Consider the following 26,163-nt stretch of genomic DNA (forward strand, 5'->3'; position numbering starts at 1 on the left):
CCGAGTACCCGCCGGCGCGGATCCGGGCCGCCCCGCGACCACCCCGCCCCCGCCGTACCGGGGCCCCGCGCGGGCAGCGCGACCCCCGCGTGGCGCGCGGCCCGCCACCCCTGGTAGATCTTGCTCCGACGGCCGTCGCACCGGCGGCGCGGTCGGGGCGACGGGAGCGGCGGCGATGGCACGGGGGCAGGCACGGGCGGTACGGACCCGGCGGGCGGCGGCACTCGCCGTGCTGGCAGGCGTCCTGCTGGGGACCGGCGCCTGCGTCCCGGGGAGCGGGTCCGGCGCCGCCGGCGCCCGTCCGCCGCTGCCCACCGCGACCACGGCCGCCCCCGGCGGCATCGGCGACCGGATCGGGGTGCTGTTCCAGGACGAGGTCGGCGGCCCGCGGATGTGCACCGCCAGCGTCGTCCACAGCCCGCACCGCAACCTGCTGGTCACCGCCGCGCACTGCGTCCGGAGCCTGGCCCGCGGCACCGAGGAGGACCTGGTGTTCGCCCCGGGCTACCGGGACGGGAAGACGCCGTTCGGGACCTGGGACGTGCTCTCGGTGGTGACCGACCCGCACTGGACGGACGACGAGGACCCGGACTACGACGTGGCCTTCCTCACGGTCGACGAGCTCGACGGGCGGCAGATCGAGGACGTGCTCGGCGCCAACCCGCTCGGCACCGGCCAGGGCGTCGGCCTGGACGTCACCGTGACCGGCTACCCCAACACCGACGAGTCGCCGATCGCCTGCTCGACCCGGACCTCCGGCCAGGGCGCCACCCAGGAGCGCTTCGACTGCGCCGGCTACACCGACGGCACCAGCGGCAGCCCGTGGCTGGCCGACGGCGGCCGGCTGGTCGGCGTGATCGGCGGCTACGAACAGGGTGGCGCGACCCCGGAGACCTCGTACAGCGTGCTCTTCGACGACCGGGTGGCCGCGCTCTACCGGCAGGCGTCGGCATGACCGCTCCGGCCCGGGCGACCGGGCCGGAGCCGTGGCGGCCGGGGCCCGGCACGGCGGTGACCGGGGCACGGCGCGCTGACCGGGGCGGGAAACACGAAGGCCCCTCGGTCTCACCGAAGGGCCTTCGCTCTGCGCATCTCACCTCGGACCGAGGTGAAGCTCCCCCAATTGGACTCGAACCAATAACCTGCCGATTAACAGTCGGCTGCTCTGCCAATTGAGCTATGGGGGATCGTACGACGGACGATCCGGGAAAGGATCGTCTGCTCCTCCAATTGGACTCGAACCAATAACCTGCCGATTAACAGTCGGCTGCTCTGCCAATTGAGCTATGGAGGATCGAGCTCGGCTTCGCTCCCGGACCCGGGCTCTCTGCGCTCGCTGCGGGACATACATTAGCGCACTCAGGGGGGTGTTCCGCCAATCGCTTTCCCCGGCCGCCCTCCCCGCCGGGCTCCCGGCGGCCGGTGGGACGGCCGGAGCCGCGGCCGGGGCCCCTCCCCGGCGCGCCCGGCGCGCGCCGGGTCCCGGCCCCGGGGATGCTGGTGCACGGCGGCGCCCGGCGACCCGGGCCCGCCACCGCGGGGGCGATTCGCCCGGCGGTCGGACGGGTAGGGCAACGCGGTCAGGACCGCGAGGAAGGGTGGAACCCGAGCATGTGGAAGACGACCTTGATCGTGGGCGTCGGGATCGGATACGTCCTCGGCGCCAGGGCGGGCCGGCAGCGGTACGAACAGCTCGCCGGCGCGGCCAAGCAGATCTCGCAGAACCCCCGGGTGCAGGACGCCGCGGGCAAGGCCCGCCAGCAGGCCGGCGCGGTGGCCGGCCGGGCCGCGGGCGCGGTGGCCGACAAGGTCGGCGACAAGCTCCCGAACTCGCTCACCGACCGCGTCCCGTACTTCAACCGGCAGCAGGTCGAGGACGACAGCTGGGGCACCGTCAGGCCGTAGTCAGGCCGGGCCCGATGGCCGCAGTACCGAGTGGGCAACACTTGCGGCCGCTGGGCCCCTCCCGGCTGCCCGCTGAGGCATGATCTCGACATGGCCATCGTCGCGGGCATCGACAGCTCGACCAACCGGACCAGGATCGTCGCGTGCGACGCCGACACGGGCGCGGTGCTGCGCCAGGGGCGTGCCCCGCACCCGCTGCCGGAGGGCGAGGACGCCCGGACCACCGAGGTCGACCCGCAGAGCTGGCTCCACTCGCTGGGCGACGCCGCCGCCGGGGGCCTGCTGGAGAGCGTCCGGGCGATCGGGGTCTCCGCCCAGCAGCACGGCCTGATCGGCCTGGACGCGGGCGGGGTGCTGGTGCGGCCCGCGCTTCTGTGGAGCGACCCCCGCTCGGCCGGGGCCGCCGCCGCGCTGCTCGACGCGCTCGGCGGTCCGGGCCCCTGGGTGGAGGCGATCGGCGCCGTCCCGCAGCCCACGTACACCATCGCCAAGCTGCGCTGGCTGGCCGAGTTCGAGCCGGTGTCGGCCAAGCGGATCGCCGAGGTGCTGCTGCCGCACGACTGGCTGGTCTCCCAGCTGCTGGGCAGCCCCAAGCGGCGCACCACGGACCGCGGCGACGCCTCCGGGACCGGGTACTGGTCGCCGATCACCGGCGAGTACCGGCAGGATCTGATCAAGCTGGCGCTCGGCCACGAGCTGCGGGTGCCGGACGTGCTGGGCCCGGCCGAGCCGGCCGGCCACACCCCCGAGGGCCTGCTGATCTCGGCCGGCACCGGGGACAACATGGCCGCCGCGCTGGGTCTGGGCCTGGAGCTCGGCGACGCGGTGGTCTCGATCGGCGGCAACGGCACGGTGTTCGCGGTGCACGACCGGGCCGTGGTGGACCTCTCCGGCGCGGTCTCCTCGTACGCCGACGCCACCGGGCGCCACCTGCCGATGGTCGGCACGCTGAACGCGGCCCAGGTGCTCCGCTCCACCGCCGCGATGCTGGGCACCGACCTGGAGGGCCTGAGCGAGCTGGCCCTGCAGTCCTCCCCCGGCGCCTACGGGATGGTGTTCCTGCCGTACCTGGACGGGGAGCGGACGCCCCGGCTGCCGCACGCGGCGGGCACGCTGACCGGTCTGCGGGCGGAGTCGATGGGCCCCCAGCACCTGGCCCGGGCAGCCGTCGAAGGCATGCTGTGCAACATCGCGGACGCGCTGGACGTGCTCCGCTCCCGCGGGGTCGAGCTGCGGCGGATCTTCCTGCTGGGCGCGGCCGGGCGGCTCCAGGCGGTCCGGGAGATCGCCCCGCTGCTGTTCGGGCTGCCCGTGGTGATACCGCCGGCGGGCGCCCACGCGGCGCGCGGCGCGGCCCGGCAGGCCGCCTGGGCGCTGGCCGGCACCCCGGAGCCGCCGCGCTGGGAGCTGCCCGAGGTCACCGTGCTCACCCCCGACCCGGAGCACGACCTGCCGGTGGGCACCGCGGTGCGCCAGCAGTACGCGGCGATGCGGGACCAGATGCACCCGGAGGCCGCGGCGTCCTGACCGCCGCAGCCCGGGGGCGGGCGCCACCGGGGACCTCGGGCTCGTCGGCGGGCGCGGACGCCGCCGGCCCGGGCCGGGGGGAGCCGGCTCGGGTTCCTGCGGCGGTGGGAAGCGGTTCGGCGGGCGGGTGGGGTTCCGGCGGGCGGCCGGTCAGTCCAGGTAGCCGCGGAGCTGGTCGGCGAAGGCGTGGCCGCGCAGTTTGGAGAGGGTCTTGGCCTCGATCTGGCGGATCCGCTCGCGGGTGACCCCGAACAGGTGGCCGATCTCCTCCAGGGTGCGCGGGCGGCCGTCGTCGAGGCCGTAGCGGAGCTGGACGACCTGGCGTTCGCGGTCGTTCAGGGTGGCCAGGACGGCGTCCAGGTGCTCGCGGAGCAGCAGGAAGGCGGCGGTCTCCGCCGGGGAGGCGGCGTCGGCGTCCTCGATCAGGTCGCCGAGGGCCACGTCGTCCTCCTCGCCGACCGGGGTGTGCAGCGAGATCGGCTCCTGGGCGAGCCGGAGCACCTCGCGGATCCGCTCCTCGGGCAGTTGCAGCGCCCGGCCGACCTCCTCGGCGGTGGGCTCGTAGCCGCGCTCCTGGACCAGGGCGCGCTGGACCCGCAGCACCCGGTTGATCAGTTCGACCACGTGGACCGGGACCCGGATGGTGCGGGCCTGGTCGGCCAGCGCCCGGCTCATCGCCTGCCGGATCCACCAGGTGGCGTAGGTGGAGAACTTGTAGCCGCGGGCGTAGTCGAACTTCTCGACGGCCCGGATCAGGCCGAGGTTGCCCTCCTGGACCAGGTCGAGCAGGGTCAGGCCGCGGCCGACGTAACGCTTGGCGACCGAGACGACCAGCCGGAGGTTGGCCTCGATCAGGCGGCGCTTGGCGATCCGGCCGAGCACGACCAGGCGGTCGAGGTCGTCGGTGAGCGGCTCGTCGAGGGCGCCGGCGCCGCGGTCCAGGGCCTCCTCGGCGAACAGGCCGGCCTCGATCTGGCGGGCGAGTTCGACCTCCTCGACGGCGGTGAGCAGGCGGATCCGGCCGATCTCGCGCAGGTACTGGCGGAGCAGGTCGGCGGCGGGGCCGGCGCCCTCGTCCAGGGCGGGTTCGGGGGTGTCGTCGGCGGCCTCGGCGGGGTCGGCGGCCGCCTCGGCGGTCTCCGGGGCGTCCGGGGCGTCCGGAACGGCGGCTGTCGCCGGTTCGGGCGCGTGGGCGGGAGCGGGGACGTCGTCGGGCGCGGCGGCGGGTCCGGGGAGGGCGCCCGGTGGGCCGGCGGCGCGGACGCGGGCGGGGCCGCCCTCACGGGCGGCGGCCAGGGGCTGGCGGACAGCGGCAAGCTCCACGGGCATACCTCCAAGGCCGCGCGCGGGGCGCCTGGGGCCGCCGCGCCACAAGGAGTGGGATACCCACCCGTGTGGGATACGCCACACTCCGGCCCGATAGTCCTATCGGAACGGTGGGGCGGGAGAGGTGCGGAGGCCTGCCTAGAGCGCCGCGGCGCCGCGGGAACGGAGCTGGTGGCCGTACTGCTGGAGGGCGTAGAGCTCGCTCTGGACGGCGTTCAACTGCTCGGCGGGGGCGCGGGTGCCGAGCCGCTGGAGGTGGGCGCGGACCTCGGCGACCCGGCGGTCGACGGACTGGAGGCGCAGGCTGACCAGGAACTCGCCGGCGTAGATCTCGTCGGCCTTCCGGCGGGAGCGGATCGGCTCGACGGTCAACTCGGTGACCAGGTTGCGGACCTGGTCGTCCGGGCAGGCGTCGCGGACGGCCGCGGTGAAGTCGGGCAGCGCGGCGCCGTACGCGGTGCCGCCGGCCTGGCCGACGGCGCGGCGGACGGCGGTGTAGGGCGGGGTGGGGAACTCGTCCTCGCCGTACTGGTCGAACGCCGGGCTGACCAGCTCCGGGTGCTGGAGGGCCAGTTTGAGCAGCTCGCGCTCGACGAACTGGGCCGGGTCGCGCGGGTTCAGCCGGAAGGCGGGGGCGGCCGGGCGCACGGGGGCGGGCTGCTCGGTGCGGCGCCGGTCGGGGCGCTGGCCGTTGGCCTGGTTCTCCCGCTGCCAGCGGGCGAGTTGGGAGATCCGGCGGACCACGAACTGCTCGTCCAGGATGCCGAGCATGCCGGCCAGCTGGACGGCGTACTCGTGCTGGATCGAGCGGTCCTTGATCCGGACGATGATCGCGGAGGCCTCCTCCAGCGCGGCGGCGCGCCCCTCGGCGGTGTCCACCCGGTGCCGGGCGACCGCCGAGCGGAGGGCGAACTCGAAGAGCGGGGTGGGGTTCGCGATCAGCTCGCGGACCGCGTCGTCGCCCTGGGCGAGGCGGAGTTCGCACGGGTCCATGCCGTCGGGGGTGATGGCGATGGAGGTACGGGCGGCGAACTTCTGGTCGTCCTCGAAGGCACGCAGGGCGGCCTTCTGACCGGCGGCGTCGCCGTCGAAGGTGAACACCGTCTCGCCACGGTAGGTGGAGGTGTCCATCAGCAGCCGGCGGATGATCTTGACGTGGTCCTCGCCGAAGGAGGTGCCGCAGGTGGCCACCGCCGTGGTGACGCCGGCGAGGTGACAGGCCATCACATCGGTGTAACCCTCGACCACCACCGCGCGGCCGCTCTTGGCGATCTCCTTGCGGGCCAGGTCGATGCCGTACAGCACCTGGGACTTCTTGTAGATCGGCGTCTCGGGGGTGTTGAGGTACTTCGGGCCGTTGTCGTCCTCACGCAGGCGGCGGGCGCCGAAGCCGACCACCTCGCCGGAGGAGTCCCGGATCGGCCAGACCAGCCGGCCCCGGAAGCGGTCGATCAGGCCGCCGCGCTGGCCCTGCGAGGCCAGGCCGCCGACCGAGATCTCCTTGTCCGAGAAGCCGCGGCCGCGCAGGTAGCGGACCAGGTGCTCCCAGCCCGCCGGGGCGTAGCCCACGCCGAAGTGCTTGGCGGCCGCCTCGTCGAAACCGCGCTCGGCCAGGAAGCGGCGGCCGATCTCGGCCTCGGGCGTGGCCAGCTGCTCCTGGTACCAGGCGGCGGCGACCTTGTGCGCCTCGATCAGCCGGGTCCGCTCGCCCTGCTGGTGGCGCGGGGAGTAGCCGCCCTCCTCGTAGCGCAGGGTGATGCCGGCCTGGGCGGCCATCCGCTCCACGGCCTCGGCGAACGAGCAGTGCTCGATCTTCATCAGGAAGGTGATCGTGTCGCCGCTCTCGCCGCAGCCGAAGCAGTGGAACACGCCCTTGCCGGGGTGGACGTAGAAGGAGGCCGACTTCTCGTCGTGGAACGGGCAGACGCCCTTCAGCTGGGCGCCGCCGCCGTTGGCGAGCTGGACGTAGTCCCCGACGACGGCGTCGATCGGCAGCGCGTTGCGCACCGCCTGCACGTCTTCATCCCTGATCCGACCAGCCACCGGGAAAGTCTACGCAACGGGGCGACCGTTCCGGAGGTGTGCGGTCGCACCTCGTACGAGCGCGGGCCCCCGGGTGGGCCGGGGTGATCAGGTGGCGTCGACCAGGCGGGCGTGCAGGGCGAGCGCGGAGGCGTCGGTGAGGGTGGCGATCTGGTCGATCACCGTACGCCGGGCGGCCCGGTCGTCCTCGGCCTCCTCGTAGAGGACGGCGAACACCGGGTCCAGGCCGTGCGGCGCGCTGCGCATCAGGGCGTCGGCCAGCTCGGCGATCACGATCCGCTGGCGGGAGCGGAGCTGGGCCTGCTCGTCGCGCTGCATCACGTACCGGACGGCCACCGCCTTGAGGACGGCGCACTCCAGCCGGACCTCGCGCGGGACCACCAGCTCCGCCGCGTACCGGGTGAGCCGGCCGGGACCGTACCGGGCGCGGGTGGCCTGCTCGGCGGCCAGACAGAAGCGGCCGATCAGCTGGCTGGTGAGGTCCTTCAGGCCGGCCCGGGCGCGGGCCGAGCCGTCGTAGCCGCGGGGCCACCACACCTGGGCGAGCAGGCGGTCGAGCGCCTCGGCGAGCTCCTCGGGGGCGGCGTCGGCGGCGTACCGCTCGGCGATCTTGAACAGCTCCGCCCGCTCCTCGGCGGAGCGCAGCGCGGCCGGGTCGATGTGGCCGGCCTGGAGGCCGTCCTCCACGTCGTGGGTGGAGTAGGCGACGTCGTCCGACCAGTCCATGACGGTGGCCTCGAAGCACTTGCGCCCGGGCGGGGCGCCGGCCCGCAGCCAGCGGAAGACCGGGAGGTCGTCGCCGTACACCCCGTACTTGGTGGAACCGGGGTCGGTGGGGTGGTCGCCGCGCGTCCACGGGTACTTGGTGGCGGCGTCCAGGGCGGCCCGGGTGAGGTTGAGGCCGACGCTGCGGCCGGGCCAGGGCGCGAGCCGGGCGGGCTCCTCGTCCAGCGGGGCGAACCGCTTGGGCTCCAGCCGGGTCAGGATCCGCAGGGACTGGGCGTTGCCCTCGAAGCCGCCGCAGTCGCGGGCCGCCTGGTCGAGGGCCTCCTCGCCGGTGTGTCCGAAGGGCGGGTGGCCGATGTCGTGGGCGAGGCAGCCGGTCTCGACCAGATCCGGGTCGCAGCCGAGGGCCGCGCCCAGCTCCCGGCCGACCTGGGCGCACTCCAGCGAGTGGGTCAGCCGGGTGCGGGGGAAGTCGCTGCGCATCGGGGCGACCACCTGGGTCGTACCGGCCAGTCTGCGCAGGGCTGCCGAGTGCAGGACGCGCGCGCGGTCGCGCTGGAAGGCGGTGCGGCCGGGCCGCTTGTCCGGCTCGGGAAGCCAACGGGCCTGGGCCTGCGGGTCGTACGGCGTGGTGTCGTCCATATACCCGCCACCGTACGCCCCGTGACCGACATCGCACCGGCGCGCCGCGCTAATTCGGGGTGGAGAGCAGCCGTCGCCAGCGGGGCAGTTCGGTGACGGTGCAGGCCGCGGCGAGGACGGAGACGGCGACCGCCGCCCAGGTCGGCCAGACCGCCCAGGCGGCCAGGACGGCGGCGGCGATCTGCATCAGCACCAGGGCGATGGTGACCGCGCCGGGAACGGGGACGATCACCTGCTTCTTGTCGCCCGGGGTGGCGAGGACGGTCGGCAGTCCGACCAGCAGGAGCAGGGCGAGGGCGCTCAGCAACAGGGAGTACCCGGCGAGGGCCCAGGGGGCGGCGATCCAGGCGATCAGCTCGGTGAGGAAGCGGAGCACGTCCGGGAGGCGGACCGGCGCTCCGGCGGGGTCGGCGGATGACGTCTGCACGGGGCGACTCTGGCACAGGGCGGGTGGTGCGGGCAGCCCCTCTCGCACCCCTGGCCGGATGGGGACGGGGCCCGGGATGTTGCAGAGGATTGTTTGCAGAGGGGTCTATGCAGAGATGCCTCTGCATCCTAGAGTGGTCGTCATGAACGAGCACCACCCTGAGCACGAGCACGAGCACGACGAGAAGGCCGGGCACGACGAGACGGCCAGGCCCGCCGGGTCGCAGCGCCGGATCGACGCCAAGAGCCTGCGCGGCCTGGCCCACCCGCTGCGGATGCGCATCCTGGACGCCCTCCGCACCGACGGGCCGGCCACCTCGGCCCGGCTCTCCGAGCGGCTGGGCGAGAGCACCGGCACCATCAGCTGGCACCTGCGGCACCTCGCCGAACACGGCTTCATCGAGGAGGAGGTCGGCCGCGGCACCCGGCGCGAGCGCTGGTGGCGGGCCGTCCGGACCCGCAGCGTCCTCGCCACCACCGACTTCGACCGGGACCCGGCGATGCGCGGCGCCCTCTCCGTCTACCTGCGGGAAATGCTGCAGACCCAGTTCCAGCGGGTCGCCGACTCGATGGCGGCCGAATGGCAGGGCGAGTGGCGCGGCGCCGGATCCGTCACCGACTGGAACGACCTGCGCCTCACCCCCGCCCAACTCCGCGACCTCAACGAGGAACTGCTCGCCGTGGTCGCCAGGTACCGCTCCGACCCCGACGCCCCCGTCGATCCCGCGGCGCGTCCGGTCATCGTCCAGATCCAGGCACTTCCCCGGAAGGAACCCGACACCGAATGACCGCCGACGCCGACGCCGCCCCTGCTACTGCCATCGCCCCTGCCGCTGACTCCGGCTCCGCCGGCTCCGGGCCCGTGCAGGGCCTCACGTCCGGGCTGCTCCGCCGCCACCGGGACTTCCGCCTGCTGTGGACGGGCGAGACCGCGAACAAGTTCGGCTCCGCCGTGACCGGGCTGGCCATGCCCCTGATCGCCGTCACCACCCTGGACGCCTCCACCTTCGAGATCGGCCTGCTCGGTGCGGCCGGCTGGCTGCCCTGGCTGCTCATCGGCCTGCCGGTCGGCGTCTGGGTCGACCGGATGCGGTGCCGGCCCGTCATGCTCGCCGCCTCCGCGGCCTCCCTGGTGCTGTTCGCCACCATCCCGCTGGCCGCCCTCGCCGGCGTCCTGACGATGGCCCAGCTACTGATCGTGGCCCTGGCCACCGGTGCGGCCGGTGTCTTCTTCCAGACCGCGTACACCGCCTACCTGCCCGGCCTGCTCGCCCCCGCCGACCAGGCCGAGGGCAACGCCAAGCTGCACGGCAGCGCCTCCGCCGCCGGCATCGTCGGCCTCGGCTCGGGCGGCCTGATCGGACAGCTCGCCGGGCCGGTCAACGGCCTGCTGGCGAACACCGTCACCTTCCTGCTCTCGCTCTGGTGCACCGCCCGGATCCGCCACCGCGAGCCGGTCGCCACCGGCCGCCCGCGGCGGGCCCTGCGGCAGGAGGTCGGCGAGGGCCTGCGGCTGGTCGCCGGGAACGTGTGGTTCCGGACCTTCACCCTGTTCGGCGCCACCTCGAACCTCATGCTCACCGGGTACCAGTCGATCCTGGTGGTCTTCCTGATCCGCGAGGTCGGGCTGGACTCGGGCGTCGTCGGCGTGCTGATCGCGCTCGCCTCCACCGGCGGCATCGTCGGCGCGGCCGTGGCCCGCCGCGTCGCCGCCCGGATGGGCACCGCCCGGGCCATGCTCTTCTTCGAGCTGGTGCTGCCGCTGACCACCCTGCTCATCCCGCTCACCGGCGCCGGCGCGGGGCTGGCCCTCTATGTCCTGGGCGGCTGCGGGGTCTCGGCAGGCGTGGTCGCCGGCAATGTCATCAAGTCCACGTTCCAGCAGCGGTACTGCCCGCCGGAGCTGCTCGGACGGCTCTCCGCGAGCTCGGCGGTGCTGAACTTCGGGGCGATTCCGGTGGGCGCGCTGCTGGGCGGACTGCTGGGGACCGAGCTCGGGCTGCGGCCGGCGATGTGGCTGCTGACGGCGGGGGTGCCGCTGGCGGGGCTGGTCCTGTGGTTCTCGCCGATGCGGGGGCGGCGGGACCTGCCGAGTGAGCCGCTGGTGCGGGAGGGTGGGACGGCCCGGACGGAACCGGTCCCGGCGCCGACGGGGTGACGGGTCCGGCGGCGGGCTGCAGCCCAGGGGTTCAGACGGGATGCGGGGCGAGGGTGCGGGCCGCGGTGCGGTAGCGGTCGAGGACCAGGCGGGCCATCAGGGGGTGGGCACCCAGCGGGGCGGAGGCGATGCCGTCGCCGGCGGCCGCAGCGAGGCGGGCGAAGTCACCCGGGGCCGTGAAGTAACCGGCCACGGCGGCCCGGTGGCCCTCCGCGGCGAACGACGCCACCGCCTCCGCGACGCTCGGTCCGCCCGCGGCGACGTACCCCGGACGGACCGGGACGCCGAGCCGGACCGCGAGCAGCGCCGCCTGCGCCTCGGTGTCCACCGCGGCGTCCGGATCACGCGAGCCGGAGGCGGCCAGGACGACCGGTTCGCCGGACCAGCCGGCCTCGGCGAGGCGGGCGTACAGGGCCTCGGTGAGCAGCGGATCGGGGCCGAGGGGGGCGGCGATCACGCCGTCGACCTGGGGTGCGGCGGCGAGGGCGGACGGGATGTCCACCCGGACGTGGTAGCCGCGGCTCAGCAGCAGGGGCACCAGGACGGCCGAACCGCCGAGCCCGTCCAGGACCTCGGGCAGCAGGGGGTCGTTGAGGCCGAGGTGGGCGAGGCGGACGTCGAGTTCGGGGCGGGCGGCGCGGAGGGAGTCCGCGAGGCGGCGGACCTCCGCGAGGGCGGCGGGGTCGCGGGAGCCGTGGGCGACGAGCACCAGGGCCGGGCGGCGGGGGGCGTGCAGGACCCTCGGCGGGGCGGCGGGGCCGGCGATCACGGTTGCGGTCATGGCAACCAGGCTGGCCGACGGCTGTTACCCCGTGATTGCCCGGCGGTCACGACTGGTTTCCCTGACCTCACAGGGGGCGGGGCGACCGGATGGGTTCTCCGGGGGCGCATGGGGGCACCTGACGGGCCGGCCCGTTGCGGCGCCTCCCGAAGGGGGCCTCACAGGGGTGGGGGGCGGGCGTGAGGGGGGTGTGCGGGGGTCGTAACGTGCGGGGTGCCGCGGGGTAACAGGGGTGTTGCAGGGTGGCGGGTATGAGCGACGCCACGGACACCCACTGCCCCTACTGTGCGCTGCAGTGCGGAATGGGCCTGCGCCGGACCGGGGACGGCCCGGTGCCGGTCGCGGTGGTGGAGCGGCCGGACTTCCCGGTGAACCGGGGTGCGCTGTGCGGCAAGGGTGCCAGTGCGGCGGCCGTGCTGAGCCCGGGTGCGCGGCTGACCACGCCGCTGGTGCGGGTGGCGGGCGAGTTGCGTCCGGCGACGTGGTCCGAGGCGCTGGAACGGATCGCCGGCGAGCTGTCCGGGACCGCCGAGCGGTACGGGCGGGACGCGGTCGGGGTGTTCGGCGGTGGTGGGCTGACCAATGAGAAGGCGTACCTGCTGGGGAAGTTCGCCCGGGTGGTGCTGCGGACCTCGGCGATCGACTACAACGGCCGGTTCTGCATGTCCTCCGCGGCGGCGGGCGGGATCCGGGCGTTCGGCCTGGACCGCGGGCTGCCGTTCCCTGTGGCGGACATCCCGTCCGCGGGCTGCGTGATTCTGGTCGGCGGGAATCCGGCCGAGACGATGCCGCCGTTCGTCCGCTATCTCACCGAACTGCGGGAGAACGGCGGGCGGTTGATCGTGGTCGATCCCCGCCGGACGAGGACCGCCGAGCTGGCGGACCTGCACCTGGCGCCGCGTCCGGGCACCGATCTGGCGCTGGCGCTGGGCCTGCTGCACCTGGTGGTGGCGGAGGGCCGCACCGACGAGGAGTTCATCGCCGCTCGCACCTCGGGCTGGGAGGAGACCCGGGCCGCCGCGATGGCGCACTGGCCCGAGCACGTGGAGGCGGTGACCGGTGTGCCGTTGCCGCAACTGCGGGACGCGGTACGGATGTTCTGCGACGCGGAGACCGGCATGGTGCTGACCGCGCGCGGCCCCGAGCAGCAGGCGAAGGGCACCGACACGGTCAGCGCGTGGATCAACCTGTGCCTGGCGACCGGCAACGCGGGCCGCCCGTACGCGGGTTACGGCTGCCTGACCGGGCAGGGCAACGGCCAGGGCGGCCGCGAGCACGGCCAGAAGGCCGATCAGCTGCCCGGATACCGGAAGTTGGACGATCCGGCGGCACGGGCGCACGTCGCCGCGGTGTGGGGGGTGGACCCCCGGTCGCTGCCGGGTCCGGGGCGCAGCGCGTACGAGTTGCTGGACTCGCTCGGGCGCGAGGTGCGGGCGCTGCTGCTGATGGGCTCCAACCCGGTTGTGTCGGCGCCGGATTCGGCGCGGATCGCGGACCGGCTGCGCGGGCTGGACTTCCTCGCGGTGTGCGACGTGGTGCTCTCCGAGACGGCCGAACTCGCGGACGTGGTGCTGCCGGTGACCCAGTGGGCCGAGGAGACCGGGACGATGACCAACCTGGAGGGACGGGTCATCCTGCGACGCCGGGCGGTGGATCCGCCCGAGGGCGTGCGCAGCGACCTGGAGGTACTGAACGGGCTGGCCGGGCTGTTCGGGCACGGCGAGGGGTTCGAGACCGAGCCGGAGAAGGTGTTCGAGGAGCTGCGGCGGGCCTCCGCGGGCGGTCCGGCCGACTACGCCGGGATCAGTTACGAGCGGATCGCGGCCGAGGAGGGGGTGCACTGGCCGTGTCCGTCGGCGGACCATCCGGGGACGCCGCGGCTGTTCCTGGACCGTTTCGCCACCCCGGACGGCCGGGCCCGGTTCACCGCCGTCCAGCACCGGCCGGCCGCGGAGGAGCCCGACGGGGAGTACCCGGTGCGGCTGACCACGGGCCGGGTGCTGGCCCAGTACCAGTCCGGCGCGCAGACCCGGCGGGTGGAGGCGCTGAACGCCGCCGCCCCCGGTGCGTTCGTCGAGTTGCATCCGTCCCTGGCCGAGCGCCTGGGCGTGCGGGACGGGGACCGGGTCGCGGTGGTGAGCCGGCGCGGGCGGACCGTCACCCCCGCCCGGCTCACCGCGGCGATCCGCCCCGACACGGTGTTCATGCCGTTCCACTGGCCGGGCGAGGCCAACGCCAATCTGCACACCAACCCGGCGCTGGACCCGGTGTCCCGGATGCCGGAGTTCAAGGCCTGCGCGGTCCGGCTGGAACGCGCCTGACCGAGGGCCTCGTGGACCCCGTCGGACCGTACGCCGGCGGGGTGTTCGGCCTGCCGGGGCGGGTGCGGGGGTGCCCCGGTCCGGTCTCACACCGGGCCGTCGGGCGCGCTGAGGTCGAAGTTCCGGCCGTGAAACAGAGCGGCCCCGGCCGGGTAACACCGAACACCCATGCTCAAGGGCATGACAGCAACCGACAGCCCCGCAGCCCGGCCCGTGGTGGTCGTCGGCGGCGGCATGGCCGGCCACCGGCTCGCCCAGCAGCTCAGCCTGCACGGGGTGCGGGAGGTGCTGCTGCTCTCGGAGGAGGAGCACCGGCCGTACAACCGGGTGCTGCTCGCCGAGGTGCTGGCCGGGCGGTACGCGCCCGGGGTCGCCGCGCTGGCCGCGCTGCCGGACGGGGTGACCCGGCGGCACGCCCGGGTGGTGCGGATCGACCGCGACCGGCGCCGGGTGCTGTGCGACGACGGCGCGGAGATCGGCTACGGGGACCTGGTCCTCGCCACCGGCTCCAACCCGGTGCTGCCGCCGCTGCGCGGGCTGTTCGACGACAGCCTGGAGGGGCGCGAGCGGCACAGTCTCCCGGCCGGGGTGTTCGCCTTCCGCACGATGGCCGACTGCGCCGAGATCGACGCCTACCTGCCGGGGGTCCGGCAGGCGGTGGTGGTCGGTGGCGGGCTGCTCGGCGTCAGCGCGGCCCGGGCGCTGGCCGCCCGCGGCGTCCAGGTGGTGCTGGCCCACCAGGGCGAGCACCTGATGGAGCGTCATCTCGACGCGGAGGCCGGTGAGCTGCTCGCCCGGCACCTGGCCGACCTGGGCGTCGAGGTGCACACCGAGTGCCGGGTCCGCTCGGTGCTCACCGAGGACCGCAGGGTCACCGGGGTGGAACTGGCCGACGGCTACCGGCTCACCGCCGAGCTGCTGGTCCTCGCGGTCGGCGTCCGGCCGCGCACCGGACTGGCCCAGGCGGCCGGGCTGGCCACCCGCCACGGTGTCCTGGTGGACGGGCGGCTGCGCACCGACGACCCGCGGATCCACGCGGTGGGCGACTGCGCCGAGCACGAGGGCGTGGTGTACGGCCTGGCCGGGCCCGCCCAGCAGCAGGCCGACGTCCTGGCCAGGGTGCTCAGCGGGCTGGACGCGGAGTACCGCGGCAGCCGGCTGCTCACCCGGCTGACCCTGAGCGGCGGCGCCCCGCTGGACCTCGCCGCCTTCGGCGAGACCGGCCCGGCGGGGCCTCAGGACCGCGTGGTCCGGCTCGCCGACGCCGGCCGCGGCACGTACCGCAAGGTGATCGTCCGCCGCGACGAGCGCGGCGACGACCGCCTGGTCGGCGGCGTCCTGGTCGGCGACCTCGGCACGGTCGGCACCGTGGCCCACACCTGGGAGGGCGACGAGGCCCTGTCAGCACACCCGCTCCACCTGCTCACCACCCAGAGCACGACCACCGGAGGGACTTCCTCATGACCACCACCAAGCCGACCGTGCTCCTGGTCGGATACGGCATGGTCGGGCACCGCTTCCTGGAAGCCCTGGCCGAATACGGCGCCGCCGACCGCTACCGCGTCGTCGTGCTCGCCGAGGAACCCCGCCCGGCCTACGACCGGGTCGCCCTGACCTCGTACTTCGCCGGCAAGACCCCCGAGGACCTGCTGCTCGCCGAGGACGGCTTCATCGACCGGCACGGCTTCGAGCTGCACCTGGACTCCCCCGCCGTCGCCGTCGACCGCGCGGCGAAGACGGTCACCACCGCGGCCGGCCACACCCTGGGCTACGACGTGCTGGTGCTGGCCACCGGCTCGTACCCGTTCGTGCCGCCGGTGGATGGCAAGGACGCCGAGGGCTGCTTCGTCTACCGCACCATCGAGGACCTGCAGGCCATCGAGGCGTACGCGGCCGGCCGGACGGTCGGCGCGGTGGTCGGCGGCGGCCTGCTCGGCCTGGAGGCGGCCGGCGCGCTCAAGGGCCTCGGACTGGACACCCACGTGGTGGAGTTCGCGCCGCGGCTGATGCCCGTCCAGGTCGACGAGGGCGGCGGCGAGGCGCTGCGGCGCACCATCGAGGAGATGGGCGTCACCGTGCACACCGGGGTCGGCACCAACGCGGTCCTGGTCGCCGAGGACGGCCGGGCGAACGGCATGGCCTTCACCGACGGCTCCCGGATCGACACCGACCTGGTGATCTTCTCGGCGGGCGTCCGGCCGCGCGACCAGCTCGGCCGCGAGGCGGGGCTGACGGTGGGCGAGCGCGGCGGCATCGCGGTGGACGAGCACTGCCGCACCTCGGACGAGAGCGTGTACGCCATCGGCGAGTGCGCACTGGCCGTCGACGGGCGGGTGTACGGCCTGGTCGCGCCCGGCTACGAGATGGCCCAGACGGTCGCCCAGCAGCTCGCCGAGCAGGCCGTGAAGCCGTTCACCGGCGCCGACCTGTCCACCAAGCTGAAGCTGCTCGGGGTGGACGTGGCCAGCTTCGGCGACGCCTTCGGCACCACCCCCGGCGCCCTGGACGTGGTCTACTCCGACTCCCGCGCCGGCGTCTACAAGAAGCTGGTGGTCACCCCCGAGGGCGCGCTGCTCGGCGGCATCCTGGTCGGCGACGCCGAGGCGTACTCCTCGCTGCGCCCGCTGGCCGGCACCGGGACCCCGCTGCCGGTGCCCGCCGAGTCGCTGGTCCTCCCGGCCGGCCTGGCCGCGCCCGTCTCGCTGGGCGGCTCCGCGCTGCCGGACGACGCGGTGGTCTGCAACTGCCACAACGTCACCAAGGGCCAGGTCCGCGCGGCCGTCACCGACCACCAGTGCACCACGGTGCCGGAGGTCAAGAAGTGCACCAAGGCCGGCACCGGCTGCGGCTCCTGCATCAAGCTGCTCGGCTCGATCGTCTCCGAGGAGCTGGAGGCGAGCGGCGTCGAGGTCGACAAGGGCCTGTGCCCCTGCTTCGCCCACACCCGCGCCGAGCTGTACGAGATCGTGCTGGTCAAGCGGATCGCCACGCACCGGCAGCTGCTCGCCGAGCACGGCCGGGCCCCCGAGGGCGCCGAGGGCTGCGAGGTCTGCAAGCCCACCGTCGCCTCGATCATCGCCTCGCTCGCCCCCGAACTGGAGGCCAGCGGCCACATCCTGGACGGCGAGCAGGCCTCCCTCCAGGACACCAACGACCACTTCCTGGCCAACCTGCAGAAGAACGGCTCGTACTCGGTCGTCCCGCGCATCCCGGGCGGCGAGATCACCCCCGACAAGCTCATCGTGATCGGCGAGGTGGCCCGCGACTTCGGCCTCTACACGAAGATCACCGGCGGTCAGCGGATCGACCTGTTCGGCGCCCGGGTGGACCAGCTGCCGCTGATCTGGTCCCGGCTGGTCGCCGCCGGCTTCGAGTCCGGCCACGCGTACGGCAAGTCGCTGCGCACGGTGAAGTCCTGCGTGGGCTCGACCTGGTGCCGGTACGGGGTGCAGGACTCGGTGGCCATGGCGATCCACCTGGAGCTGCGGTACCGCGGCCTGCGCTCGCCGCACAAGCTCAAGTCGGCGGTCTCCGGCTGCGCCCGCGAGTGCGCCGAGGCCCGCGGCAAGGACTTCGGCGTGATCGCCACCTCCAACGGCTGGAACCTGTACGTCGGCGGCAACGGCGGCGCCACCCCGCGCCACGCGGACCTGCTCGCCCAGGACCTCACCGACGAGGAGCTGATCCGGCTCATCGACCGGTTCCTGATGTTCTACATCCGCACCGCCGACCGGCTGGAGCGCACCTCCACCTGGCTGGAGCGGATCGAGGGCGGCCTGGACCACGTCCGCGACGTGGTGGTCGACGACACCCTGGGCATCGCCGACGACCTGGAGGCGCTGATGGCCCGCCACGTCGCCGACTACCAGGACGAGTGGGCCGCCACCCTGGCCGACCCGGAGCGCCTCGCCCGGTTCGTCTCCTTCGTCAACGCCCCCGGGGTCCCGGACCCGAGCATCAGGTTCACCGCCGAGCGCGACCAGATGAAGCCCGACCTGGTGCTCCTCGCCACCGAGGCCGAGCTGCTGGCCGCCCTCGACCCCGACAACGACCGTGACCGCGGTGCGGTCCCGGCCCTGACCGCGCCGATCCTGGAGGACGCCCGATGACCACCCTCGCTGCCGTCGAGACCGCCGCCGCGCTCGGAACCGCTGACGTCGGGACCGCTGCCGCGCCCGGAACCGCCGCCGGGTCGGCGGGGGCGGGGACCCGCGTCGAGGTGCGGGCGGGCCGGAGCTGGTCCCCGGTCTGCGACCTGGACCTGCTGGCCCCCGGCCGCGGCGTCGCCGCCCTGCTGCCGGACGGCCGCCAGGCCGCCCTGTTCCGGGACGCCGCCGACCGGCTGTACGCGGTCTCCAACCGCGACCCGTTCACCGGGGCGTACGTGCTCTCCCGCGGCCTGGTCGGCTCCACCGCCGAGGGCCGGGTGTACGTCGCCTCGCCGCTGCTCAAGCAGCGCTTCGACCTGGCGACCGGCGAGTGCCTGGACGACGAGGCGGTGCGGATCGACGTCCACCCGGTCCGGCTGGGCTGAGCCCGGGTGTAGCGGTGTCAGGGTGTGTGGGGGTGTTCTCCGGGCGCGCGGCTCGGAGAACACCCCCATCGGCGTGGCCGGGCCGGGGCCCGGGTGTTTGCCTGGGTGTTTGCCCAGGTGTTTGCCCGGGTGTTTGCCCGGATGGTGAGGGCTGGGACGTGCGGTCAGCGGAGCGCGCGATCAGCGCAGCGTGCGATCAGCGCAGCGCGGTGAGGACCGCGTCGGCGAGGCCGCGTTCGCCGAGGGCGTTGGGGTGGATCGGGGCCGACCCCGGGGCCGGGACGAGCGGCTCGATCCAGCGCTGCCCCTCGCCCGCGCACATGTCGTGCCCCGCCGAGGGCGCGAAGGTGTCCACGTATCCGGCCCCGGCGGCCTCGGCTCGCTCCCTGAGCACCGCGTTGAGCTGCTGCTCCTTCTCGGCGAGGAAGACCAGGTCCGCCACCGCCACCGGCCCCAGCGTGCCGGAGCATGCCGCCGGATCGGCCGGCAGCAGCGCCGGGTACCCGACGACGAACACCCGGGCCCGAGGCGCCCGTCGGTGGATCTCGGCCAGCGCCCCGGCCAGGGCTTCGCCCATGGCGTCCAGCCGCCGACGGATCTGGTCCTGCCCGTCGGCCGAGGTGTAGGACGCGCGGCACCGGCCGGTCGAGCCGTCGGCCCCGGGCGGTGTGGTCGTCCCGATCGCCCCGGTCGCCGTCGGCCTGGCGGCGCATCGGCCGATCACGTCCACGAACCCTGCGTCGTTGGCGCCGATCCCGAGGGTGACCAAGCCGGTGTCGGCCGACAGCGCGTCGAGCTGGGGCGGGTTGACGCCGTTCACGGTCTGCTGGCGGCCGGTCAGGTCGGCCGTCCTGGCGCCGCTGCAACTGGCGTCCCGCACCCGCTCCGGGCCGAGGCCCAGCGCCCGGGCCACCAGCGCCGGGTAGTTCACCCCCGAGCGCCCGCACCCCGAGGGCGTCCCGACCTGCGGCGCCACCGCCAACCCCGAGGTGTACGAGTCGCCGAGCGCGACGTACGGCCCCGAGGGCGGGGTGGGTGTGCCGGACGGTGAGCCGGCGGGGGTCGCGGCGCCGGACGGGTCGGCCGGGGTGGCCGGGGTGGCCGGAGTGGAGGGGGTCGACAGGGTGTGCGCGGGGGCCGGTGGACGGGCCGACCCGCCCGAGGAGCAGCCCGCGAGCAGCAGCCCGCCCAGGACCAGCAGCGAACCTGCCCGCCTGACGCCCATGCACACCACTCCCCCGGTCGCCGGGACGCCGGAGCGGCGGCCCGGGCACCGAACCTACTCGGGCCGCCGCATGACCGCGCGTCATGCGCGCCCGTCCTCGGACGTCCTGAGGCCGGTCGGGCCGGTCGGGCCGGCTCGGGGCTCAGTGACGTTCGCCACGGGCGCGGGAGCCGCCGGCGCCCTTCGGTGGGCCGTGATTCCCCGCGCCCCTGCCGTGCCTCCGCACTCCCCGCGCTACGCGGCGTTACTCCGCGTCGCGCTCGTGCTCGGCGAGGAACTCCTCGAAGCGGCGGCCCAGCTCGTCCGCCGAGGGCAGGTCGGTGGCCCGCGCCAGCAGGCTGTCGCGGTCCTCCGCGCCGGCCACCGCGTCGTACTGGCCCTCCATCCCGCGGATGGCGGAGCGCAGTTCGCCGTCACCCTCGGTGAGTTGCTCCTCGATCTCGGCGAAGACCTCCTCCCGGCGGCGGCGCAGCTCGCTGCCGGGCAGGACCAGGCCGGTGGCCGACTGCACGGCCTCCAGGATCACCAGGGCCGCCGCCGGGTAGGCCGAGCGGGCGATGTAGTGCGGGACGTGGGCCGCGAAGCCGAGCACGTCGTGGCCGGACTCGGCCAGCCGGTACTCCAGCAGCGCCTGGGCGCTGCCCGGGACCTGCGCGCGGTCGAACCACTTCGGGTACCCGGGCGCCAGGTCGAGCCGGTTGCCGTGCGGGGTGAGCCCGACCGGGCGGGTGTGCGGCACGCCCATCGGGATGCCGTGGAAGTCCACCGCGAGCCGGACGTCGAACCGCTCGACCAGGGTGCGGACGGCGGCGGCGAACAGCTCCCACTCGGTGTCCGGCTCCGGGCCGGTGAGGACGAGGAACGGCGCGCCCACCGAGTCGTGCACCAACTGCAGCAGGATCTCCGGCGGGTCGTACGCCGTCCAGCTCTCGCGGTCGAAGGTCATCACCGGGCGGCGGGCCCGGTAGTCCACCAGGCGGTCGTGGTCGAACCTGGCCACGACCTGCGGCGATCCCTGCTCCAGCAGGTGCTCGACCACCTGGCCGCCGGCCTCGCCGGCGTCCATGAAGCCCTCGAAGTGGTAGAGCAGCACCAGACCCGTACCGGCCTCCTCGGCGGTGTCGCGCGCGGCGGTGGCCGCGGCGGCGCCCACCGGCTCCAGTAGGTACAGCTCCCTGGGATCACGCACGGCGACCCAACCCCGTTTCGTCTCGTCGTCTCGACCGACCCGCCCCCGGTGGGCCGGCTCCCGTCGCTGGTGGCCGTGTCCGGCCGGCCACCCGATCAGTCCAGCGCGTGGGGGGCGCGGCGCATTCCCCGCCCCGTGATCGACCGGTGGTCGACCGGTGCTCTCCCGTCGGTCGCCCGTTGGCCGCCCGTCGGCGGTCCGCCGATCGTCCTTCGGTCGTTCGGTGGTCGTCCGGGTGGTCGTCCGGCCGTCGGCCCGTGGTTCCGGCGGATTCCGCCGGCTTGAGCTCCCGCCTTTCGAGGCCCGCCCCACCCCGCGTCGAGAATCATCTCACCCCGCCCAAAAGCGCAGGTCACAGCCCTGCGGCGAATAACGGAGGACAATGTTCCGCTAACGAATCGGTGGCCGGCCCCCTCCACACGCCGCCTTTGGCGTGCCGCGAAGTGACGCGCCGCCCTCGGGCGGGTATCGTCCTCTCGCTGCCTCGCATCGCCGCGTCGTCGCCATGCCGTCTGTCACGGCTTGGGCACGGCCCGGTCGGGTGTGCGGCCAGCCACCTTCTGCGCACCTTGCCTTCACTTGGCCGCCTGCTTCCCTTTGTGCTCTCATTCCCCTCTCGGCCATCTCGCGGACGCATACTGTCCCCTCGCTCATCCCGCCGGATCGGTCTGTCGACCCGTATCCGGTCCGGTGCCGCGCTGCCCGCCTCCGGGGCGAAAAACCACTGCCGTCGTTCCGGGCCCCGGTGCGATGGCCCCTCCGATCGCCGAAGGACCGAAGGATCCGTGCCCGTACCCGTCACCCTCATCGGCCGCACCGTGCGGCTGGAGCCCCTCGCCGAGCACCACGCCCCGGCCCTGGCCGAGGCCGGCGCCGAGGACCGTACGACCTACGCCTTCACCCCTGTCCCGCACGGCCTGGAAGCGGCCCGGGACTACATCGCGCGTGCCCTCGCGGACCAGGCGGCCGGCCGGTCGCTGCCGTTCGCCACGGTGAGCGTGGCGGACAACCGGGTGGTCGGCTCGACCCGGTTCCTGGAACTGGACTACTGGCAGGGCCCGCTGGTCTGGCCGCCGGTCCCGGGTGTGCCGCACGGTGACCCGGTGCTCGCCGTCCCTGACGCGGCCGAGATCGGCAACACCTGGCTCTCCCCGCGCGCCCAGGGCACCGGCATCAACACCGAGGCCAAGCTGCTGATGCTGCGGCACGCCTTCGAGACCTGGGGCGTCCAGCGGATCTCGCTGCGCGCCGACGCCCGCAACCTGCGCTCCCGGGCCGCCATCGAGCGGCTGGGCGCCAGCTCCGAGGGCGTCCGGCGGGCGCACTCGCGGGGCCTGGACGGGGTCGTCCGGTCCACCGCGTTCTACTCGATCCTCGACGAGGAATGGCCGGCCGTCCGCGACATCATCGAGCTGCGGATCGCGGCCGCGACCTCGCCGAGCGCGCCGGACCCGGCGATCAACCAGGAGTGCCTTAGACACGGCGGCTCGCTGATCCCCGCGTGAGCTGAGGCCGGCACGGGCTTCGGCCCGGGTGGGCCTCGGCCTGCGGGGGCTTCGGCCTGCGGGGGCTTCGGCTCGGGCGGGCTTCGGCTCGGGCGGGCCGGGGCTGCGACCTGTGGGTCGGTTCAGTCGTCGGTGGGGGCGAACGGCGGCGTGGCGGTGCGGCGGCGGGCCAGTTCCCTGACCTCGGCCGGGAGCGCGGCCACGTCCACCAGGCGCGGCAGCAGGGCGGCGTCGGTGGTCACGGCCCGGAAGCAGTCCCGGACCGTCAGCCCGTGCGCGGGCCGGTCCACCACCGTGATCCGGTCGACCACCCTGATCGAACCCGGCCGCACGATCCGGAGGTACGTGCCGGGCAGGGCGCGCTCGGTGAACCGCCTGGTCCAGCGCCGCTCGTCCAGCCAGTGGGCGAAGGTGGCGCAGGGGATCCGCGGGACCGAGACCTCCAGCACCACCTGCTCGCCGATCTGCCAACGTTCGCCGATCAGCGCCCCGTCCACGTCGAGTCCGACGGTGGTGAGGTTCTCGCCGAAGCTGCCGCCGGGCAGGTCGCGGCCGAGCTCCCGCGCCCACAGGTCAAGGCTCTCGCGGGCGTAGGCGTAGACCGCCTGGTCGTCCCCGCCGTGGTGCCGGGTGTCGAGGACCGCGTCACCGACCAACCCGCTGGGGTGCGGACAGGCGCCCTTGGGACCGGGCGCCCTCAGTACGACCGGATGCTCCACCGGCCGCTTGTCGATACCCGTGGAACCGGCTTCGGGCTTGGCCGGGTTGGGCCGGGGACGGGCGAGGTTCACGGAGAGCAGGTGGGCCATCCCGGCAGCGTACGGCGGCCTGCGGCGGCGCTCACCCGATTTCCGGACGCGGGCCGGGTGGGGACTCGCGCCGGGGGTCGTGTTGGCGGTGACGGGGTTGGCGGTGACGGTGTTTCCGGTGGGGGGGTTTGCCGGTGGGGTGGTGGCGGTGGGCGTTTGCCGGTGGGGTGGTGGCCGTCAGCCTGCGAGGAAGCGTTCGACGATGCGGACGAAGCGGGTGGCGTCGTCCAGCCAGGGGTAGTGCCCGGCGCCGTGCTGGACCACGCAGGTGCCGTTCGAGAACACCTCGGCGATCTCGGCCGCTCGGCGCGGCGAGGGACCTCCGTCCAACTCCCCCGCCAGCACCAGCACCGGGGCTTCGAGGGCGACCAGGTCGGCCCTGGTCCCGACGGGGTCGTAGGCGCCCTCGGAGTGGAAGAGTTCCGCCGCCTCCTCGTTGCGCTGCCGGGCGTCGGTGGCGGCGTGGGCGCGGGCCGTGTCGTTCCACCGTCCGTAGAAGAGCGGGTGGATGGCCTCCCAGTCCTCCTCCTCCGCCTCGCCCGCCAGCACCGCGTCCAGGGCCGCGATCATCGCCGGCCCCCACGGCTGGTCCTTCCGCAGCAACGCGGAGGCCCGGTAGTCGTCGTCGCTGGAGGGCAGGCCGACGGCCCGGCCGTTCGGGGTGATCAGGGCCAGCCGGGCGATCCGTTCCGGGAAGCGGGCCGCGTACTGGATCGCCAGGTTGCCGGCCGCCGAGTGCGCCAGCAGGTCCATCCGGTCCAGGCCGAGGTGCCGGCGGAGCGCCTCGACATCGCCGACCTGCCGGTCGCAGCGGTACGTCGCCGGGTCCGCCGGGCGCTCCGACTCCCCGGTGCCGCGGGCGTCGAGCACGATCAGCGAGCGGTGGGCGGACAGGCCGCCGAGGTCACCCAGGTACGCGGAGGCCCGCATCGGCCCGCCCGGCAGGCAGACCAGCGGGTCTCCGCTTCCGGTGACGCGGTAGGCGAGGGTCGTCCCGTCCGGGGCGGTGAAGGTAGCCATGCCGTGATCCTTCCCCGGATCGGCCTTCCACGCCAAGATCCTTGACGCCGTATCAGCTACCGGCGAACGGGTGGGGTGACGGTTGGGCGGGGGCGGCGGGCGGGGCGGGGCACCCGCTCGATCCGGCGGGACGGGCGGGCGCCGCGGGGTCCTCGGGGTTCTCGGGGTCCGCCGGGTCAGTCGCGTCAGTCGCGTCAGTCGGTGTCGGCCGAGGCGGCGCCGGCGGCCCTGGCGTCGGCGGCGAGCTGCTGGAGCCCCGACAGGTAGGCCTCCAGCGCGTCCCGCCCGGAGCGGGTGGCGGCGAGCCAGGTGCGCGGACGCTTCCCCACGTACCCCTTCTTGACCTTGATGTAGCCCGCCGCCTCCAGGGCCGTGGCGGTCTTGCTGAGCATCGAGTCGGAGACCTCGCAGTAGTCACGGACCGCGGAGAACTCGGCCTCGATGCAGCCGGACAGGAAGGACAGCACGGTCAGCCGCGTCGGGTGGTGCAGGACGGTGTCGAGGTCGCTCACAGCTCCCGCTCCTCGGGGTTGTGCTCGCCACGGGCGGCCCCGTCGCGGCGGATCCGCTTGTTGATCACGACGGTCATCTGCCAGAAGGCCAGACCGGCCGCGGCTCCACCGAGCCCCATCACCGCCCCGATCGGACCGCCGAGCAGCCAGACCACCAGCCCGATGGCACCGCCGATCGCCAGGACCGCCGCCACGCCCGCAGTCGTGACACCCGCGTACTCGCGGGAGGCCCGCCGCGCTACGCCGCCCGCCCGGACCGCCACCGAGGCCATCGCCCCCGTTCCCGCGCTGAAGAGCAGCGCCGCGAGGATGGTCAGCCAGCGCAGCTCGTGCTCAAGACTCTGGCCGAGCACGACACCGTAGGCGGTGAGCGCGCCACCGAAGGCGGGACCGTACCAGCCCGGCATCGGCACCGGACGCCGGGCGGCGGCCTTGGCCCGGCCGGCCAGGGCGAGCGCTTCGGCAGGAGTGAGCGAGGTTTCGGCGTTCATGGTGTCCCCCGGGAGATCGAGCGGCGCGGCACGGTGCCGCGTGAAGTACTTCTACTATGGCATCTACTTTCCGGTTTGGAAAGTTGTTTCAGCAGCGACTGTCGATCTCCTGGAACGAGTCATAGTGGTCGGCGGTCCAGTACTGCTCGCCGGCCGTCCCCATGACGATCCGCCGAGCCCCTCGATCGGCGGATCCGGGCGTGACCACGGTGAACTCGTGGTAGTAGCCACTGCGTTGGCGCGGGAGCCGGTTCTCCCGGTTCTCGAAGACCACCCCGTCCGAGCGGTACGGGTACGGGCCGCCGCGGACGATCAGGCCGAGGGTGTCGAGGGCCTGCGGCGGCAACCGGGTGCGGCAGACGTCGGCCAGGGCAGCACTGTTCGGCACCCAGCCGGAGGAGAAGGAGGTGGCGGAGGCGGAGGCACCGCCCGAGGTGCCCGCCACCGACGTCTGCCGCGTCGCCGCGGGCCGGTCGACGACCGAGGAGGGGGAAGCGGCGCAGCTGTGGCCACCGCGCCCCCGCACAGCAGCCCGACCAGCGCGAGGCGCCCGGGCAGCGCGAACCGCCCGAGCGGGCGGGAGTGGCGGTTCGGCACGGCCGGTGCGGGCGTCGACACGGGGGCGGGAGTGGGGGCAGGTGTGGAGGCCGGTTCGGGGGCCGGTTGGGGAGCCGGTGGGCAGGTCCGTACGGCGGGTGGCCGCGGGTCCGCCGCTGGCGGGGCAGGCCGCAGACCGGCAGCCGTGGAAGCACCTCCGGCCACGGTGTCCGGGTCGGGCCGCCGGACACGGGTCTTTGAGGTAGCCCGGGTGCCGGTCGGCGGCGTGGTCGGGCTGTCGTCCGGCGGGCTGGTCATGGGCCCCAGCTTGCCCGGCCGGTGCCGGACGGCCGGGGGGAAACGCCGCAGGAGTGGAATCGCCGCCGGGGGTGGAAATGCCGCCGGGGCGGGAACGGACGCCATTGTCCGTTCCCGCCCCGACTGCTACGTACGGCGGCTCTCCTGCGCCGAGCTCCGCCGCACGCC

At 74.5% G+C, this 26,163-nt stretch carries 22 protein-coding genes and 2 tRNA genes; 10 read left to right on the forward strand and 14 right to left on the reverse strand.

All coding sequences use genetic code 11. The features are described 5' to 3' along the window. Window positions 1-175: 175 nt before the first annotated feature. The gene (locus ABWK59_RS11410) at window positions 176-955 is read left to right on the forward strand and encodes a trypsin-like serine peptidase (protein ID WP_354640196.1); all 780 of its coding nucleotides are present in this window, start codon (window positions 176-178) and stop codon (window positions 953-955) included. Between the two features lie 159 nt (window positions 956-1,114). Here the strand turns inward: ABWK59_RS11410 and ABWK59_RS11415 are convergent. Together ABWK59_RS11415 and ABWK59_RS11420 are read right to left on the reverse strand one after the other, a co-directional pair. After that, window positions 1,115-1,187: transfer RNA gene (locus ABWK59_RS11415), tRNA-Asn, on the reverse strand. 34 nt (window positions 1,188-1,221) lie between these two features. Then, window positions 1,222-1,294, reverse strand: a tRNA-Asn gene (locus ABWK59_RS11420). Window positions 1,295-1,611: 317 nt separating this feature from the next. Here ABWK59_RS11420 and ABWK59_RS11425 point away from each other — a divergent pair. Next, on the forward strand, window positions 1,612-1,905 hold the full coding sequence (locus ABWK59_RS11425; protein ID WP_354640198.1) for a hypothetical protein: 294 nt from the start codon (window positions 1,612-1,614) through the stop codon (window positions 1,903-1,905). A gap of 90 nt (window positions 1,906-1,995) precedes the next feature. Further along, window positions 1,996-3,432 carry an FGGY family carbohydrate kinase gene (locus tag ABWK59_RS11430; RefSeq protein ID WP_354640200.1) on the forward strand — a complete coding sequence of 479 codons (1,437 nt, stop codon included), beginning with the start codon at window positions 1,996-1,998 and terminating at the stop codon, window positions 3,430-3,432. A 150-nt stretch (window positions 3,433-3,582) separates the two neighbouring features. Here ABWK59_RS11430 and ABWK59_RS11435 read toward each other — a convergent pair whose 3' ends face one another. The 4 genes from ABWK59_RS11435 to ABWK59_RS11450 form a co-directional block, all read right to left on the reverse strand. Then, the gene (locus ABWK59_RS11435; RefSeq protein WP_420492765.1) at window positions 3,583-4,761 is read right to left on the reverse strand and encodes an RNA polymerase sigma factor; all 1,179 of its coding nucleotides are present in this window, start codon (window positions 4,759-4,761) and stop codon (window positions 3,583-3,585) included. Between the two features lie 135 nt (window positions 4,762-4,896). After that, window positions 4,897-6,801 (reverse strand): DNA primase, encoded by a 1,905-nt coding sequence (gene dnaG / locus ABWK59_RS11440; RefSeq protein WP_354640204.1) that lies wholly within the window; start codon window positions 6,799-6,801, stop codon window positions 4,897-4,899. 87 nt (window positions 6,802-6,888) lie between these two features. Continuing rightward, on the reverse strand, window positions 6,889-8,169 hold the full coding sequence (locus ABWK59_RS11445) for a deoxyguanosinetriphosphate triphosphohydrolase (protein WP_354640206.1): 1,281 nt from the start codon (window positions 8,167-8,169) through the stop codon (window positions 6,889-6,891). Window positions 8,170-8,218: 49 nt separating this feature from the next. Further along, window positions 8,219-8,596, reverse strand: a complete 378-nt coding sequence (locus ABWK59_RS11450; RefSeq protein ID WP_354640208.1) for a hypothetical protein — start codon at window positions 8,594-8,596, stop codon at window positions 8,219-8,221. A 142-nt stretch (window positions 8,597-8,738) separates the two neighbouring features. Between ABWK59_RS11450 and ABWK59_RS11455 the strand changes: the two genes are divergently transcribed. Together ABWK59_RS11455 and ABWK59_RS11460 are read left to right on the forward strand one after the other, a co-directional pair. After that, complete coding sequence (locus ABWK59_RS11455) at window positions 8,739-9,383, forward strand: helix-turn-helix domain-containing protein (RefSeq protein ID WP_354640210.1); 645 nt, start codon at window positions 8,739-8,741, stop codon at window positions 9,381-9,383. Beyond that, window positions 9,380-10,753 (forward strand): MFS transporter, encoded by a 1,374-nt coding sequence (locus tag ABWK59_RS11460; protein WP_354640212.1) that lies wholly within the window; start codon window positions 9,380-9,382, stop codon window positions 10,751-10,753. Before ABWK59_RS11455 ends, ABWK59_RS11460 begins: the two co-directional genes overlap by 4 nt. Before the next feature lie 31 nt (window positions 10,754-10,784). On the opposite strand, the gene ABWK59_RS11465 is transcribed toward ABWK59_RS11460, so the two are convergent. Then, complete coding sequence (locus tag ABWK59_RS11465; protein ID WP_354640214.1) at window positions 10,785-11,534, reverse strand: sirohydrochlorin chelatase; 750 nt, start codon at window positions 11,532-11,534, stop codon at window positions 10,785-10,787. A 251-nt stretch (window positions 11,535-11,785) separates the two neighbouring features. Between ABWK59_RS11465 and ABWK59_RS11470 the strand changes: the two genes are divergently transcribed. The 4 genes from ABWK59_RS11470 to nirD all read left to right on the forward strand — a co-directional run bounded on the left by ABWK59_RS11470 (window position 11,786) and on the right by nirD (window position 18,389). Further along, entirely contained in the window at window positions 11,786-13,855 is a 2,070-nt protein-coding gene (locus ABWK59_RS11470) for a molybdopterin oxidoreductase family protein (RefSeq protein ID WP_354640216.1), read from the forward strand. Between the two features lie 180 nt (window positions 13,856-14,035). Further along, a complete protein-coding gene (locus ABWK59_RS11475) occupies window positions 14,036-15,319 on the forward strand; it encodes an NAD(P)/FAD-dependent oxidoreductase (RefSeq protein WP_354640218.1) in 1,284 nt (427 codons plus the stop codon). Beyond that, on the forward strand, window positions 15,316-17,964 hold the full coding sequence (nirB, locus tag ABWK59_RS11480; protein ID WP_354640220.1) for a nitrite reductase large subunit NirB: 2,649 nt from the start codon (window positions 15,316-15,318) through the stop codon (window positions 17,962-17,964). Before ABWK59_RS11475 ends, nirB begins: the two co-directional genes overlap by 4 nt. Further along, entirely contained in the window at window positions 17,961-18,389 is a 429-nt protein-coding gene (gene nirD / locus ABWK59_RS11485; protein ID WP_354640222.1) for a nitrite reductase small subunit NirD, read from the forward strand. Before nirB ends, nirD begins: the two co-directional genes overlap by 4 nt. A gap of 196 nt (window positions 18,390-18,585) precedes the next feature. Here the strand turns inward: nirD and ABWK59_RS11490 are convergent, their stop codons facing one another. Beyond that, window positions 18,586-19,614, reverse strand: coding sequence for a GDSL-type esterase/lipase family protein (locus ABWK59_RS11490; protein ID WP_354640223.1), 1,029 nt, complete (start codon window positions 19,612-19,614; stop codon window positions 18,586-18,588). Window positions 19,615-19,858: 244 nt separating this feature from the next. Next, entirely contained in the window at window positions 19,859-20,803 is a 945-nt protein-coding gene (locus ABWK59_RS11495; RefSeq protein WP_354640225.1) for a PAC2 family protein, read from the reverse strand. Window positions 20,804-21,588: 785 nt separating this feature from the next. On the opposite strand from ABWK59_RS11495, the gene ABWK59_RS11500 reads away from it, so the two are divergent. Next, window positions 21,589-22,308, forward strand: coding sequence for a GNAT family N-acetyltransferase (locus ABWK59_RS11500; protein WP_354640226.1), 720 nt, complete (start codon window positions 21,589-21,591; stop codon window positions 22,306-22,308). A 122-nt stretch (window positions 22,309-22,430) separates the two neighbouring features. Here ABWK59_RS11500 and ABWK59_RS11505 read toward each other — a convergent pair whose 3' ends face one another. From ABWK59_RS11505 to ABWK59_RS11525, 5 genes are all read right to left on the reverse strand, one after another. Next, window positions 22,431-23,117 carry an MOSC domain-containing protein gene (locus ABWK59_RS11505; RefSeq protein WP_354640228.1) on the reverse strand — a complete coding sequence of 229 codons (687 nt, stop codon included), beginning with the start codon at window positions 23,115-23,117 and terminating at the stop codon, window positions 22,431-22,433. A gap of 177 nt (window positions 23,118-23,294) precedes the next feature. After that, window positions 23,295-24,137 (reverse strand): alpha/beta fold hydrolase, encoded by an 843-nt coding sequence (locus ABWK59_RS11510; RefSeq protein ID WP_354640230.1) that lies wholly within the window; start codon window positions 24,135-24,137, stop codon window positions 23,295-23,297. 194 nt (window positions 24,138-24,331) lie between these two features. Next, window positions 24,332-24,649, reverse strand: coding sequence for a transcriptional regulator (locus ABWK59_RS11515; protein ID WP_354640231.1), 318 nt, complete (start codon window positions 24,647-24,649; stop codon window positions 24,332-24,334). Next, the gene (locus ABWK59_RS11520; RefSeq protein ID WP_354640233.1) at window positions 24,646-25,140 is read right to left on the reverse strand and encodes a hypothetical protein; all 495 of its coding nucleotides are present in this window, start codon (window positions 25,138-25,140) and stop codon (window positions 24,646-24,648) included. The genes ABWK59_RS11515 and ABWK59_RS11520 overlap by 4 nt, the downstream gene beginning before the upstream one ends. Before the next feature lie 88 nt (window positions 25,141-25,228). Beyond that, complete coding sequence (locus ABWK59_RS11525) at window positions 25,229-25,585, reverse strand: ribonuclease domain-containing protein (protein ID WP_354640234.1); 357 nt, start codon at window positions 25,583-25,585, stop codon at window positions 25,229-25,231. Between the last annotated feature and the right edge of the window lie 578 nt (window positions 25,586-26,163).

The organism is Kitasatospora sp. HUAS MG31, assembly GCF_040571325.1.
GTDB lineage: Bacteria > Actinomycetota > Actinomycetes > Streptomycetales > Streptomycetaceae > Kitasatospora > Kitasatospora camelliae.

Excerpts from the sequence above, each read along its gene's own strand:
- ABWK59_RS11455 (WP_354640210.1), top strand. The coding sequence starts at position 8,739 with ATGAACGAGCACCACCCTGAGCACGAGCACGAGCACGACGAGAAGGCC.
- ABWK59_RS11435 (WP_420492765.1), bottom strand. The coding sequence starts at position 4,761 with ATGCCCGTGGAGCTTGCCGCTGTCCGCCAGCCCCTGGCCGCCGCCCGT.
- ABWK59_RS11430 (WP_354640200.1), top strand. The coding sequence starts at position 1,996 with ATGGCCATCGTCGCGGGCATCGACAGCTCGACCAACCGGACCAGGATC.
- ABWK59_RS11510 (WP_354640230.1), bottom strand. The coding sequence starts at position 24,137 with ATGGCTACCTTCACCGCCCCGGACGGGACGACCCTCGCCTACCGCGTC.
- ABWK59_RS11520 (WP_354640233.1), bottom strand. The coding sequence starts at position 25,140 with ATGAACGCCGAAACCTCGCTCACTCCTGCCGAAGCGCTCGCCCTGGCC.
- ABWK59_RS11505 (WP_354640228.1), bottom strand. The coding sequence starts at position 23,117 with ATGGCCCACCTGCTCTCCGTGAACCTCGCCCGTCCCCGGCCCAACCCG.
- ABWK59_RS11445 (WP_354640206.1), bottom strand. The coding sequence starts at position 8,169 with ATGGACGACACCACGCCGTACGACCCGCAGGCCCAGGCCCGTTGGCTT.
- ABWK59_RS11460 (WP_354640212.1), top strand. The coding sequence starts at position 9,380 with ATGACCGCCGACGCCGACGCCGCCCCTGCTACTGCCATCGCCCCTGCC.
- ABWK59_RS11470 (WP_354640216.1), top strand. The coding sequence starts at position 11,786 with ATGAGCGACGCCACGGACACCCACTGCCCCTACTGTGCGCTGCAGTGC.
- ABWK59_RS11410 (WP_354640196.1), top strand. The coding sequence starts at position 176 with ATGGCACGGGGGCAGGCACGGGCGGTACGGACCCGGCGGGCGGCGGCA.
- nirB (WP_354640220.1), top strand. The coding sequence starts at position 15,316 with ATGACCACCACCAAGCCGACCGTGCTCCTGGTCGGATACGGCATGGTC.
- ABWK59_RS11425 (WP_354640198.1), top strand. The coding sequence starts at position 1,612 with ATGTGGAAGACGACCTTGATCGTGGGCGTCGGGATCGGATACGTCCTC.
- ABWK59_RS11490 (WP_354640223.1), bottom strand. The coding sequence starts at position 19,614 with ATGGGCGTCAGGCGGGCAGGTTCGCTGCTGGTCCTGGGCGGGCTGCTG.
- nirD (WP_354640222.1), top strand. The coding sequence starts at position 17,961 with ATGACCACCCTCGCTGCCGTCGAGACCGCCGCCGCGCTCGGAACCGCT.
- ABWK59_RS11465 (WP_354640214.1), bottom strand. The coding sequence starts at position 11,534 with ATGACCGCAACCGTGATCGCCGGCCCCGCCGCCCCGCCGAGGGTCCTG.
- ABWK59_RS11475 (WP_354640218.1), top strand. The coding sequence starts at position 14,036 with ATGACAGCAACCGACAGCCCCGCAGCCCGGCCCGTGGTGGTCGTCGGC.